The 12,581-nt window shown below is 63.7% G+C and carries 11 protein-coding genes and 1 other RNA gene; 8 read left to right on the top strand and 4 right to left on the bottom strand.

Annotated features, from left to right (window positions below):
* Window positions 1-84: 84 nt before the first annotated feature.
* Window positions 85-179, bottom strand: an RNA gene (gene ffs, locus HBA54_RS22115) — signal recognition particle sRNA small type.
* Between the two features lie 91 nt (window positions 180-270).
* Complete coding sequence (locus HBA54_RS22120; RefSeq protein WP_167228783.1) at window positions 271-948, bottom strand: DUF6134 family protein; 678 nt, start codon at window positions 946-948, stop codon at window positions 271-273.
* Window positions 949-1,061: 113 nt separating this feature from the next.
* Here HBA54_RS22120 and nudC point away from each other — a divergent pair, with 113 nt between their 5' ends.
* Window positions 1,062-1,994, top strand: coding sequence for an NAD(+) diphosphatase (nudC, locus tag HBA54_RS22125; protein ID WP_167228785.1), 933 nt, complete (start codon window positions 1,062-1,064; stop codon window positions 1,992-1,994).
* Window positions 1,995-2,053: 59 nt separating this feature from the next.
* Here nudC and HBA54_RS22130 read toward each other — a convergent pair whose 3' ends face one another.
* Both HBA54_RS22130 and HBA54_RS22135 read right to left on the bottom strand, forming a co-directional pair.
* Window positions 2,054-2,929, bottom strand: a complete 876-nt coding sequence (locus tag HBA54_RS22130) for a prephenate dehydratase (protein WP_167228787.1) — start codon at window positions 2,927-2,929, stop codon at window positions 2,054-2,056.
* A gap of 67 nt (window positions 2,930-2,996) precedes the next feature.
* Window positions 2,997-3,809: a 3-deoxy-manno-octulosonate cytidylyltransferase gene (locus HBA54_RS22135; RefSeq protein WP_167228789.1), complete on the bottom strand. Its 813-nt coding sequence runs from the start codon at window positions 3,807-3,809 to the stop codon at window positions 2,997-2,999.
* 236 nt (window positions 3,810-4,045) lie between these two features.
* Between HBA54_RS22135 and HBA54_RS22140 the strand changes: the two genes are divergently transcribed.
* The 7 genes from HBA54_RS22140 (at window position 4,046) to HBA54_RS22170 (ending at window position 12,415) form a co-directional block, all read left to right on the top strand.
* Window positions 4,046-4,594 carry a c-type cytochrome gene (locus HBA54_RS22140; RefSeq protein ID WP_167228791.1) on the top strand — a complete coding sequence of 183 codons (549 nt, stop codon included), beginning with the start codon at window positions 4,046-4,048 and terminating at the stop codon, window positions 4,592-4,594.
* An 84-nt stretch (window positions 4,595-4,678) separates the two neighbouring features.
* Window positions 4,679-5,482: a histidinol-phosphatase gene (gene hisN, locus HBA54_RS22145; protein ID WP_167228793.1), complete on the top strand. Its 804-nt coding sequence runs from the start codon at window positions 4,679-4,681 to the stop codon at window positions 5,480-5,482.
* 178 nt (window positions 5,483-5,660) lie between these two features.
* Window positions 5,661-7,505, top strand: coding sequence for an extracellular solute-binding protein (locus HBA54_RS22150; RefSeq protein WP_167228795.1), 1,845 nt, complete (start codon window positions 5,661-5,663; stop codon window positions 7,503-7,505).
* A 45-nt stretch (window positions 7,506-7,550) separates the two neighbouring features.
* The gene (locus HBA54_RS22155; RefSeq protein WP_167228797.1) at window positions 7,551-8,657 is read left to right on the top strand and encodes a microcin C ABC transporter permease YejB; all 1,107 of its coding nucleotides are present in this window, start codon (window positions 7,551-7,553) and stop codon (window positions 8,655-8,657) included.
* A gap of 1 nt (window position 8,658) precedes the next feature.
* A complete protein-coding gene (locus HBA54_RS22160) occupies window positions 8,659-9,804 on the top strand; it encodes an ABC transporter permease (protein WP_322096088.1) in 1,146 nt (381 codons plus the stop codon).
* Window positions 9,804-11,429 carry an ABC transporter ATP-binding protein gene (locus HBA54_RS22165; RefSeq protein ID WP_205944830.1) on the top strand — a complete coding sequence of 542 codons (1,626 nt, stop codon included), beginning with the start codon at window positions 9,804-9,806 and terminating at the stop codon, window positions 11,427-11,429. Before HBA54_RS22160 ends, HBA54_RS22165 begins: the two co-directional genes overlap by 1 nt.
* A 56-nt stretch (window positions 11,430-11,485) precedes the next feature.
* Window positions 11,486-12,415: a 2-hydroxyacid dehydrogenase gene (locus tag HBA54_RS22170; RefSeq protein ID WP_167228799.1), complete on the top strand. Its 930-nt coding sequence runs from the start codon at window positions 11,486-11,488 to the stop codon at window positions 12,413-12,415.
* Window positions 12,416-12,581: the final 166 nt, after the last annotated feature.

The raw sequence follows: 12,581 nt of genomic DNA on the forward strand, positions 1-12,581 counted from the left end.
AGAGGGCTGTCGGGGTGATCTGTCCCGATGGTTTATCCGGGCCGCCGAAGGGCCGCGCGGACCGGCCCGATAGAGGCTTTGCGGGTGGGAGGCTGGACAAACGACCCGCATCGGAAACTCGTTACGGCTGCTTCCTTCCGGATCTGACCGGGTTGGCGAGCGATACGTCCGCAGCCAACCTCCCAGTCATAATATCGGGTATCCCAGGCCCCAGGGCAAGAGGGTCGCAAGGAGGTCACGAGTCCGCGCAGTGCTTGGGATTGCGGGGCATTATTGTCGCTCCAGGGTGATCAGAGAGCCGTCACGGGCCGGAAAGGTGACCTTGGCGATGTCGCAGTCGGCGCCATACCAGACATCGCGCTCGATCTCTCCGGTCAGGCGGAAATGGCGGGTCTGCCGGGCCTGTCCGGCGACGCTCAGGGTTTCCTCGCCCAGGTTCTCGGCCTTCACCACCTTGGTGCGCCCGTCGATGGTGCCGAAAAGCACCTGGGTTTTCGGCGTGTCGCGGTGCCACAGGCTGGCCGGGACGACGAAACCGGAAACATCAAAGGCGACGTCGTTCACCGTGCCGCGCAGGACGCCGCCGCTGCGTTCCGACTTTACCCGCCACAGCGTACCGTCGTCGTCAGTGGCCGTGATCAGGGACTGCAGCCAGCCGTCGCGCCAGACCTCCTCGGCCCGATGGGTAAAGCGGAAAAGGGTGATGCCCAGCAGATCGACGGCAATGTCGATCGCCACCTCCACGACGAAGTCGCCGTTCCGGCGCGAAAAATCGAAACGGTGCTCGCCGATGACGTTACCGTGGCGCAGAACCAGGAACCGCCAGGCACCCTCCGGCGGCACCAGATCGATGCCGGCCGCGGGACTGGGCCTGGAAATCATTCCCACGGCAGCCCCTGTCATCACCGTCAGGGCACGCCGCCGCCCGAAATCGACTCGCTTTTTCATAGCAGGACAAACCTGGAGCAAGGCTGCGAGCGGCGCAAGACGCCCGGCGGTCACGGATCGGTGACGTGAGAGGGCGATTGCAAGCCGCCCAAAGCCGGTGCAACCTTTCGGCCATGCCCCCAAGGAAACATCCCGCGCCGAATTTTTACGCCGGCGTCCCGCTTGATCGGGCCGACCAGCGCCGCGCCGATACCGACTACATCGACCGCCTGGTAAACGATCCGGCCTGCGTGATCGTGCCGGTCTGGCGCACCAAGCACCTGATTACCGCAGAAGCCGAGGCGGTCTGGCTGCGCCGCTCCGAAGCCGGACATCTGTTGGAAACCGCCCGGGTCAGTCTTTTTCTGGGTCTGCGCGAGGAAACCGCCTATCTCGCCGTCGATCTGTCGCATCTGGAGGAACCGGAGCAGGATCCGGTTCTCGGCAACCGCGGCAGCTTCCAGGACCTGCGCGCCGTGGGCCCGATCATGGACCGGCGCGACTCGGCGATCCTGGCCTATGCCCGGGGCCTCGCCCACTGGCACGCCCGCCACGGTTTCTGCGGGGTCTGCGGCAGCGCAACCCTGAGCGAAAAGGCCGGACATCAGCGCCGCTGCAGCGATCCGGACTGCGCCGCCGTGCATTTTCCGCGCACCGACCCGGCCGTGATCATGCTGGTGCACGACGGCGGCGACCGCTGCGTCTTGGGCCGTCAGCCGATCTGGCCGCCGGGCATGCATTCCACCCTGGCCGGCTTCGTCGAGCCGGGCGAAAGCCTGGAAGAGGCCGTCGCCCGGGAGATCCAGGAAGAGGTCGGCCTGAAGGTCGCGGTGGAGGACGTCGCCTATCACTCCTCCCAGCCCTGGCCTTTTCCCTCGTCGATCATGCTGGGCTTCCATGCCCGCGCCGACTTCGGCGCTCTGAATACGGCAGACGACGAACTGGAAAGCGCCGCCTGGTTCACCCGTGCGGCCCTGCGCGCCTCACCGGAGAACGAGCGTTTCAAACTGCCGCGGCGCGATTCCATCGCCTGGCGCCTGATCGAGGACTGGCTGGCGGAGGGTTAGGAGTTGTCTCGGCTTGCGCCGATGCGGTTCCGGGCCGATGCCGAACATAAAACCAGCAACTAGCCGGCAACCGGCTTACTGCGGAAATCGGCGCCGGGATAGACGCCCAGGATCTTCACCTCGCGGGAGAAGAAGCTCAGCTCCTCCAGCGCCAGGCGCACCAGGCGTTCGTCGGGGTGGCCTTCGATGTCGGCAAAGAACTGGGCCACAGTGAAGCTGCCATCGATGATGTAGCTCTCCAGCTTGGTGATGTTCACGCCGTTGGTGGCAAAGCCGCCCAGTGACTTGTAGAGCGCCGCCGGGACTGAGCGGACCCGGAACACGAAGGTGGTGATCACCAGGCCGTTGTCCCGCGGTGGGTCGATCGGCTCCTGCGCCATGACTATGAACCGGGTGGTGTTGTGCGGGATGTCCTGGATGTTGGGGTCCAGCACCTGCAGGCCGTAGATCTCCCCCGCCAGGGCCGAGGCGACGGCAGCGCGGGTCGGATCGCCGAGCTCGGCGACTTCCTTGGCCGCCCCTGCGGTGTCGGCATGGGTCACCGGCGTCAGCCCTTCGCGGCGGGTGTAGTGGCGGCACTGCGACAGAGCCTGCACATGACTGTGCACCGTCTTCACCTGGTCGCGGCTTGCCCCCTTCACCGCCAGCAGTTGATGCTCGACCTTCTGGAAATGCTCGCCGACGATGTGCAGGCCGGACTCCGGCAGCAGGTGGTGGATGTCGGCGACCCGGCCGGCGCTGGAGTTCTCGATCGGGATCATGGCGTAGTGCGCCTTGCCGTCGCGCACCGCGGCAAAGGTATCCTCAAAGGAGACGCAGGAAAGGGTGGTCATCTCCGGAAAGGCGGCCCGGCAGGCCATATCGGAATAGGCCCCGGGGACGCCCTGAAAGGCGATAATATTCTCCGGCGCCGCCGCTGCGGGGGCCTCTGCCATGACCTTACCTTCTTATCTGCTGATCCGGGCGCCAGCGGCGACCGGTGGAATGAAACAGTCGTTGGATCTAAGCCCTGTCAGGCGCCAAAAGCGCCCGGGCCCGCTCCAAATCGGCGGGAGTATCGACGCCGAGCGGCAGGGTGTCAACGCGCGCCACATCCAGGCGCAGCCCCGCTTCCAGGGCGCGCAGCTGCTCCAGGCGCTCACGCTGCTCCAGCGGCGAGGGCGGCAGCGAAACGAAGGTTTCCAGCGCCGCGCGGCGGTAACTGTAAATGCCGATGTGATGGTAGAGCGGCTGGGCCACGCCGGACCCCTCCCCCGGAACAGCATCCCAGGGATCGTAGGGCACCGGGGCACGGCTGAAATAGAGCGCCCGCGCGGTTTCCGCCCCCTCGGGAAAGCTGACCGCGGCCTTTACCACATTGGGGTTGCGGCGTTCCTGGGGATCGCTGATTTCCACCACCAGGCTGGCGATATCCACCGCCGGGTCGGCCAGCGGCCGCAGGACGGCACGCACCGCCTCCGCCTCCAGGGTCGGCAGATCGCCCTGCAGGTTGACCACGGCATCGTGGCGCCCCCCGGGATCGATAGCCTGCAGAGCTTCGAAAATACGGTCCGATCCGCTGGGATGATCGGCCCGGGTCAGTACCGCCTCGCCCCCCGCATCCCGAATGGCATCGGCGATGGCCTGTTCGGCACAGGCAACCACCACCGGGCCGACATCGGCCTCAACCGCGCGCCGCCAGACATGGACGATCATGGCCTCGCCATTGATGTCGGCCAGCGGTTTATCCGGCAGGCGAACGGAGGCCAGCCGCGCCGGGATCAGAACGATCGGGCTTGCAGGGGCAGCAGGGTCGGATGACAGGAAGGAGGCCATAGTATGTAACGAAACTCTGGAGGGATGTCCCTGAAACGAATCGGGGCTGCAGAGCCCCGGAGAATTAACGAAGCGTAAAGGAATTACGACGAAAACCGGACCCTAGAGTGCCGCACGGCGATGAAAAGGTCTTTTTTCCTCGCCCAACCGGTGCAATTCCGTCCGGGCCCTATTGAATGCCTGGATTTGCGCGGTTATTGTCCCGCGCAGAACACAAGGAAAGCAAGGGTTTGTCCATGGCTTCGTCGTTGGAATCAAACAAGATCGCTGCTGCCGTCCTGACCGCCGGCGTCATCGCCATGATGTCCGGTTTCGCCGCCGAGCTTCTCTATAGTCCGGAAATGCTGGAAGAGAATGTCTACACAGTGGCCGTCGCCGACGGCGGCGACGCGGGCGCGACTGAAGTCGCCGAGGCGCCGGCGCTGGAGCCGATTGGCCCGCTGCTGGCATCGGCCGATGTGGCGAACGGTGAGAAAGTGACCAGAGCCTGCACCGCCTGCCACAGCTTCGACGAGGGCGGTCCGACCAAGATCGGCCCCAATCTCTACGACATCGTCAATCGCTCGATCACCGCCTACGAGGGCTTTGCCTTCTCCGATGCCTTGCTGGAAAAGGCCGACCAGGTCTGGGACTACGAGAACCTGAACGGTTTCCTGGTCCGGCCGCGGGACTGGGCGCCGGGCACCAAGATGACCTATGCCGGCATGAGGAAGACCAGCGACCGCGCCGACCTGATCGCCTATCTGCGCAGCCTGAGCGGCAGCCCGGCGCCGTTGCCGGAGTAAGTCGGACCTGTTTCACGTAAGCGGCCCACGAGGAAAATTTCCCGTGGGCCGTTTTCTTTCATGCGCCGTAAGATGACGGAAAATATGAGCGTCACCGAGGAAACCTGTTCCCAGGAATTCATCGATCTGGCCGGCGCGCTGGCCACGACCGCCCGCGGTATCGCCCGGCAGTACTTCCGCCAGGGCCTCGCCATCGAAGACAAGGCCGACGAAAGCCCGGTCACCCGCGCCGACCGCGAAGCCGAAGCGGCCATGCGCAAGCTGATCGGCGCGGCCTATCCGGACCACGGCATCTTCGGCGAAGAATACGGCGCCGAGAACCCGGACGCCGATTTCGTCTGGGTACTCGACCCGATCGACGGCACCAGGCGCTTCATCACCGGCAACCCGCTGTTCGGCAGCCTGATCGCTCTGTTGCATCACAACAAACCGATCCTGGGCGTGATCGATATGCCCATCCTGGAGGAACGCTGGCTGGGCATTGCCGGGCGCCCGAGCCTCTTTACCGACCGGCAGGGCAGCCGCGAAGCCCGCGTCAGGCCCTGCCCGCAACTGGCCGGGGCAACCATCCTGTCGACCGCGCCGGAGATGTTCCAGGGTGCCAACGGCCCGGCCTTTCAGCGCCTGCGCGACAGCGCCAAGCTGACCCTCTACGGCGGCGACTGTTTCAACTATGGCCTGCTGGCCAGCGGCTTTGCCGATATCGTCGTGGAGGCCGACCTGGCGCCCTATGACTACCTGGCCCACGCCCCCATCGTCGCCGGCGCCGGCGGCGTGATGAGCGACTGGCAGGGCGCGCCGCTGACCCTGCAGTCCGACGGCCGGGTGCTCTGCGCCGGCGACCCGGCCTGCCACGATCAGGCCGTCGCCCTGCTCCGTACTGCCTGAAACCCCCACATTTTCTTGCTGCAGGCGGATTAATTAGCCGTAACAATAGGGCGAGCAGGCTTGTTTAAGAGGATTCGTCGCCCAAATCGGTTTAGAATCCCAACGTGAACAGGGACCAAAGCTTGAACCATATGCAGCCGACGCGATGCTGTCAGGTGAAGCGGAAAGGGACTCGAGAATGATTGAAACACCCCGCCTGCCACGGCGCAGCGCCGTTGCATTGGCCGTTCTTTGCGTCACGGCGCTCGTCCCTCTTTCAGCGACCGCCGAACAAAAAATCACCAAGGCCTGGGCCATTGCCGAGTTTGGCGAACCGCTCTACGACGAAAGTCTCGAGCATTTTCCCTATGCCGACCCGGATGCCCCGAAAGGCGGCAACATCACCCTGGGGGCTTTCGGTTCCTTCGACACCCTCAATCCCTATATCCTCAAAGGCGACTTTCCCTCCTCCATCGGGCTTACCTACGACAGCCTTATGGAGGCTTCGGGCGACGAACTGGTCAGCGCCTATGGCGTGATCGCCGAAAGCGTCGAGTTTCCGGAGGACAAAAGCTGGGCGATCTTCAACATCCGCCCGGAAGCGCGCTATCACGACGGCGTGCCGATTACCGCCGGCGATTTCAAGTTCACCTTCGAGACGATTCGCGAACATGGCCGTCCCTTCCTGAAATCCTTCTATGACGATGTCGAAAGTGCGGAAGTGCTCTCCGACAGCCGGATCAAATACAACTTCCGCACCCGCGACACGATGAAACCCCTGATGATCGTCGCCAGCGCAACGCCCCAGCCGCGCCACTATTGGGAGACGCGCGACATATCAAAGACGACCCTGGAGCCGCCGCTCACCTCCGGCCCCTACAGGATCAAGAGCCTGGAGCCCGGCCGCAACATCGTCTACGAGCGGGTGGAGGACTACTGGGCCGCGGACCTTCCCATCAACAGGGGCCGCTACAACTTCGACATCATCCGCTACGACTTTTACCGCGACCAGACCGTTCAGTTCGAGGCCTTCAAGGCCGGCAAGATCGACTATCGCGGCGAAGGAGAGGTGAAGCGCTGGTTCACCGGCTACGATATTCCGCAGGTGGCAAACGGACAGATTCAGAAAATCGAAAAACCCAACAACAATCCGCGCGGCATCGGCGCCTTTTTCATCAACAACCGGCGTGAGAAATTCAAGGACAGGCGGGTCCGCGAAGCGATCCTGAATCTGTATGACTTCGAAGCGATCCAGCGCACTCTGCTTTTCGGCCAATACAAGCGCATCAAGAGCTACTTCCCCAACTCCGACTTCGGCGTCTCGGGACCGCCGACCCCCGAAGAGATCGCGGTGCTGGAGCCCTTCCGTGACCAACTTCCGCCGGAAGTGCTCACAGAAACCTTCGAGCCGCCGAAGACCGACGGCAGCGGGCGCAACCGCCAGAATCTGCGCAAGGCGGTGGCTCTGTTCAAGGAAGCAGGTTGGGAGCTGCGCGACAAGAAACTGGTCAATGCTGAGACCGGCGAGCAGTTCCAACTGCAGATCATCACCGCATCGCCGCCGACCGTGCGCATGGCCGAACCCTTCGTTCAATCCATGCAGCGCGCCGGTATCGACGCTTCGATCCGCTTGGTCGACCCATCCCAATGGCAGGTCATCGGCGATGACTTCGACTTCGATATCATGACGGGACGGCTGAACTTCTTCCCGCCGCCGGGAACCGAGCTTCGGTCCTACTACGGCTCCGCCGCCGCTGGCTTGCGCGGCTCCGCGAACTCCATGGGCATTCAGAACCCTGTCGTCGATCAGCTGATCGAGAAGATCATTTCGGCTGAAGATCTGGAGACCCTGAAGGCGACGACCCGCGCCCTGGACAGAGTATTGCTCTGGAATCACTATCTGGTGCCGATCTACTATCCGGACGAAGTCTGGTTCGCCTACTGGGACAAGTTCGGCATGCCGGAGAAAACCGCGCGCTACGGCGCCGGCTTCTCCACCACCTGGTGGTACGATGAAGCCCGTGCCGCCAAGCTCACGAACTGATAGACGGCACCCCGTGCAGCCGTCTGCCCAGAGCTTGATGCGCCGATGCTAGCTTACATCGTCAGGCGCCTGTTTCTGATCATCCCGACCCTGCTTGGGATCATGATCATCAACTTCGCCATCGTGCAGCTGGCGCCCGGTGGCCCGGTCGAGCAATTGATCGCGGAGCTGAGCGGCGAAGCAGTGGGTGCGACGGAACGTTTCTCCGGCGGCGGATCGGATCTTGGCCAACAGACTGATCCAGGCGCCGGCGACAAAGGGTCCAATACCACCTACCGCGGCGCCCGCGGCCTTGACCCGGAAGTGATCAAGGAGATCGAGCGCATGTTCGGCTTCGACAAGCCGCTGCATGAGCGTTTCCTGCTGATGATGGGCAACTATCTGCGATTCGATTTCGGCGAAAGCTATTTCCGGGACCGTCGCGTTGTCGATCTTGTTATCGAAAAAATGCCGGTCTCCATCTCCCTGGGGCTCTGGACGACCCTGCTGGTCTACCTGATCTCCATTCCGCTCGGCATCGCCAAGGCGACCCGGGACGGCAGCCGCTTCGATGTCTGGACCAGCGGCGTGGTGATCGTCGGCTACGCCATCCCCTCTTTCATCTTTGCCGTGCTGTTGATCGTCGTCTTCTCCGGCGGGCGCTACCTCGACTGGTTTCCCCTGCGCGGCCTGGTGTCCGACGACTTCGACAATCTGGGTCCGCTGCAGCAGGTTCTCGACTATCTCTGGCACATCGCCCTGCCCGTCCTGGCGCTGGTGATCGGCGGGTTCGCCACCCTGACGATGCTGACCAAGAATTCTTTTCTCGACCAGATCGGCCAGCAGTATGTGCTGACCGCCCGGGCCAAGGGCCTGACCGAGGGACAGGTGCTGTACGGTCACGTCTTCCGCAACGCCATGCTCATCGTGATCGCCGGCTTCCCCGGTGCCTTCGTCTCGATCCTGTTCACCGGCGCCTTGCTGATCGAGGTGATCTTCTCTCTCGACGGACTGGGGCTTTTGGGGTTTGAAGCGGCCCTCAACCGCGACTACCCGATCATGTTTGCGACACTCTTTTTCTTTACCCTGCTTGGCCTTCTCATGCAGTTGGTCGGCGACATCACCTACACCATCGTCGACCCCCGCATCGACTTCGAAAGCCGGGAGACCTGAGGTGACGGTTTCAGCGGCGCCAAAAAACGAACACGACAGACGGTTCTTCGGTCTTCGTATCTCGCCGATCAATCAGCGCCGCATCGGGAATTTCCGCGCCAACAGGCGCGGCTATTGGGCAACCCTCATTCTGGTGCCGATCTTCGTGCTTTCCCTCTTCGCCGAGTTGATCGCCAACGACCGGCCGCTGTTCATCTGGTTCGACGGCGAGCCCTATACACCGGTTTTCTTCACCTATGCCGAAACGGTCTTTGGCGGAGAGTTTGAGCTGGAAGCGGACTATAAGGATCCTTTCGTCGTCGAGCTGATCGAGGAAAAGGGATGGATCCTGAATCCGCCGATCCCCTTTGCCTACAACACCATCGACTTCGATCTCGCCAGTCCGGCGCCCACAGCCCCGGACAGCCGGCACTGGCTGGGCACCGACGACCAGGCCCGTGACGTCGCCGCCCGGGTTATCTATGGGTTCCGCATCTCGATCCTCTTCGGTCTCGCCCTAACGATTATCTCCTCGGTTATCGGCGTCATCGCCGGGGCGGTGCAGGGCTACTTCGGCGGCTGGACCGATCTGCTGTTTCAGCGCTTCATCGAAATCTGGTCCGGCCTGCCGGTCCTCTACCTGCTCATCATCATGGCCAGCGTCATCACGCCCGGGTTCTTCCCGCTGCTTATCCTGATGTTGCTGTTCTCCTGGATGGGCTTGGTCGGTGTGGTGCGCGCGGAGTTCCTGCGCGCCCGCAATTTCGACTACGTCCGCGCCGCCAGGGCGCTGGGCGCCTCCAATGCGGCGATCATGTATCGCCACGTACTGCCCAATGCGATGGTGGCCACCATCACCTTCATGCCCTTCATCCTCTCCGGATCCGTGACCACCCTGACAGCGCTCGATTTCCTTGGCTTCGGACTGCCGCCGGGCTCTCCCTCCCTCGGTGAACTGCTGGCCCAGGGCAAGGCGAACCTGCAAGCGCCCTGGCTGGCGCTGACCGGGTTCATGGTCATCGCCATCATGCTGAGCCTGCTGGTCTTCATCGGCGAAGCGGTGCGCGACGCCTTCGATCCGCGCAAGCTCTTTGCCGGGGCGACGCCGCCGGAAGAAACCGCCACAGAGGTGCCGCCGGCATCCGCCGCCGCCCGGGGGAACGACTGATGGACCCACTTCTGCAGATCCGCGACCTCGGCGTGCGCTTTCAAATGCCCGGCGCCGCCACCGACGCGGTGAAGGGCGTCACCCTGGACCTCGCCAAGGGCGAGACGGTTGCGCTGGTGGGCGAAAGCGGCTCCGGCAAGTCGGTGACCGCGCTTTCGGTGCTGCAGCTACTGCCCTATCCCCTGGCCAAGCACCCCAGCGGCAGTTCCATCCGCTTCAAAGGGCAGGAACTGATCGGCGCCGATGAAAAGACTTTGCGCAAGGTGCGCGGCGATCAGATTTCGATGATCTTCCAGGAACCGATGACCTCGCTCAATCCGTTGCACACGGTGGAAAAGCAGATCAACGAAATCCTGTTCCTGCACAAGGGCATGAACAAGGACCAGGCGCGCCAACGCACCCTGGAGCTGCTGAAGCTGGTCGGCATTCCCGATGCGATCAAACGCCTCAACGCCTATCCCCACGAGCTCTCCGGCGGCCAGCGCCAGCGGGTGATGATCGCCATGGCCCTGGCCAACGAACCCGACCTGCTGATCGCCGACGAGCCGACCACCGCTCTGGACGTCACCATCCAGGCGCAGATCCTGAAGCTGCTGAAGGAGCTGCAGCAGGAACTGGGCATGGCCATGCTGATGATCACCCACGACCTGGGGATCGTGCGCAAGATGGCCGACCGGGTCTGCGTCATGACCCAGGGCGAGATCGTCGAGCAGGGCAATGAGGAGGAGATCTTCGAGCGCCCGCAACACCCCTATACCCAGCGCCTGCTGGCGGCCGAACCCAAAGGCCAACCCTTGAAGGCGGCACCCGAGGCGCCTGTTGTCATGCAGGGCGACGAGGTGAAGGTCTACTTCCCGATCAAGAAGGGCGTGCTGAAGCGCACCGTGGACTATGTGCGCGCCGTCGACGGCATCTCGGTTTCCGTGCGCGCCGGTCACACCGTCGGCGTGGTGGGGGAAAGCGGCTCCGGCAAAACGACCCTGGGCCTGGCGCTGCTGCGGCTGCTTTCTTCCGAAGGGGCGATCCAGTTCGACGGCCAGACGATCCAGGGGCTCGGCTCCAAGGAGCTGCGGCCGCTGCGCCGGTCCATGCAGATCGTCTTTCAGGACCCCTTCGGCTCGCTCAGCCCGCGCCTTTCCATCGGCCAGATCGTCGCCGAGGGCCTGAAGATCCACGGGATGGGCGGCAACGAAGACGAACGCGAGGCCATGATCATCGCGGCCTTGCAGGAAGTCGGCCTGGATCCGGAAAGCCGTCACCGCTATCCCCACGAATTCTCCGGCGGCCAGCGCCAGCGCATCGCCATCGCCCGCGCCATGGTGCTGAAGCCGCGCTTCGTGGTGCTGGACGAACCGACATCGGCCCTGGACATGTCGGTACAGGCGCAGATCGTCGACCTGCTGCGCGACCTGCAGCAGCGCCATAACCTGGCCTACCTGTTCATCAGCCACGACCTGAAGGTGGTGCGCGCCCTGGCCGACGAGGTGATCGTCATGCGCGGCGGCAAGGTGGTGGAGCAGGGCAGCGCCGGGCAGATCTTCGATGCACCGCAGGCCGCCTATACCCAGGCGCTGATGAAAGCGGCTTTTGAACTGGAAGCGGTCGAAGGGGTTGTGGCAACTTAGAGCCTGTTCCGGCTATCCCTAGCCTTGCTCCTCCCTTTCCCTGATCCAGGATCATCGTGGCCCTTCTCATCAAGACCGACATCGATCGCGGCAACGCCTGGGCCGAGGCCCTGGCCTCTGCCTACCCCGGGCTGAAAACCCATACCTGGCCCTTTAAGGGCGATCCGGCGGAGATCGACTATGCTCTGGTCTGGAAACCGCCGGAAGGCGAGCTGAAGGGTTATCCCAACCTGAAGGCGATCTTTTCCATCGGCGCCGGCATCGACCATCTGGCCAGCGATCCGGACCTGCCCGCAGGCGTACCGGTGGTGCGCATGGTGGAGCCGGGGCTGACCGCCGGTATGTCGGAATACGTCACCCTGGCGGTGCTCGGCCACCATCGCTTCGCCCAGGACTATGCCCTGCAACGCCAAGCCAGGATTTGGGAGGAAATCCCCCAGGTCGCCGCCGCGGCACGTCAGATCGGCGTCATGGGCCTCGGCGTGCTGGGGCGTGACGCACTGGCGAAGCTGGCCCTCTTCGGCTTCAAGCTGGCGGGCTGGAGCCGCACGCCCAAGAGCCTGCCGGGCATCAACTGCTATCATGGCGAAGAGGGTCTGCGCGACTTGCTGGCCGAGACCGATATCCTGGTCTGCCTGCTACCGCTGACACCGGAGACCGAAGGCATTCTCTGCCGCGCGGTCTTCGACCAGTTGCCGAAGGGCGCCGCCGTGGTCAACGTCGGGCGCGGCGGGCACCTGGTCGAACAGGATCTCCTGGACGCACTGGAGAGCGGGCGGCTGAGCGGGGCGACCCTGGATGTCTTCCGCGAGGAGCCCTTGCCGGAAGACCATCCTTTCTGGGAGCACCCGAAGGTTTTCATGACGCCCCATGTGGCCAGCATGACCTTGCCGGAAAGTGCCTGTCAGGCAGTCGTCGCCAACATCCACCGCCAGGAGGCCGGCGAACCGCTGCGCCACGTGGTGGACATGGCGCGGGGGTATTAGCGACCGGGTCCTATACAACACTGTCATGCTCGGGCTTGTCCCACTGGTGTCCGGTTAAGACTAGGCCCACTGGAGGACCATCTGATCGGGGTTGATCGGAGGCTCTGGATCGGACTGGATCAGGCGGTCGATGCGCTTTCGGTGCATGAGATTGGCGCGGACGAGG

Origin of the sequence: Pelagibius litoralis, assembly GCF_011683915.1 — a bacterium.
GTDB classification, from domain to species: Bacteria; Pseudomonadota; Alphaproteobacteria; order Kiloniellales; family Kiloniellaceae; genus Pelagibius; species Pelagibius litoralis.

Coding starts and splice junctions, on each gene's coding strand:
- HBA54_RS22120 (WP_167228783.1), bottom strand. CDS start 948: ATGAAAAAGCGAGTCGATTTCGGGCGGCGGCGTGCCCTGACGGTGATG.
- nudC (WP_167228785.1), top strand. CDS start 1,062: ATGCCCCCAAGGAAACATCCCGCGCCGAATTTTTACGCCGGCGTCCCG.
- HBA54_RS22130 (WP_167228787.1), bottom strand. CDS start 2,929: ATGGCAGAGGCCCCCGCAGCGGCGGCGCCGGAGAATATTATCGCCTTT.
- HBA54_RS22135 (WP_167228789.1), bottom strand. CDS start 3,809: ATGGCCTCCTTCCTGTCATCCGACCCTGCTGCCCCTGCAAGCCCGATC.
- HBA54_RS22140 (WP_167228791.1), top strand. CDS start 4,046: ATGGCTTCGTCGTTGGAATCAAACAAGATCGCTGCTGCCGTCCTGACC.
- hisN (WP_167228793.1), top strand. CDS start 4,679: ATGAGCGTCACCGAGGAAACCTGTTCCCAGGAATTCATCGATCTGGCC.
- HBA54_RS22150 (WP_167228795.1), top strand. CDS start 5,661: ATGATTGAAACACCCCGCCTGCCACGGCGCAGCGCCGTTGCATTGGCC.
- HBA54_RS22155 (WP_167228797.1), top strand. CDS start 7,551: ATGCTAGCTTACATCGTCAGGCGCCTGTTTCTGATCATCCCGACCCTG.
- HBA54_RS22165 (WP_205944830.1), top strand. CDS start 9,804: ATGGACCCACTTCTGCAGATCCGCGACCTCGGCGTGCGCTTTCAAATG.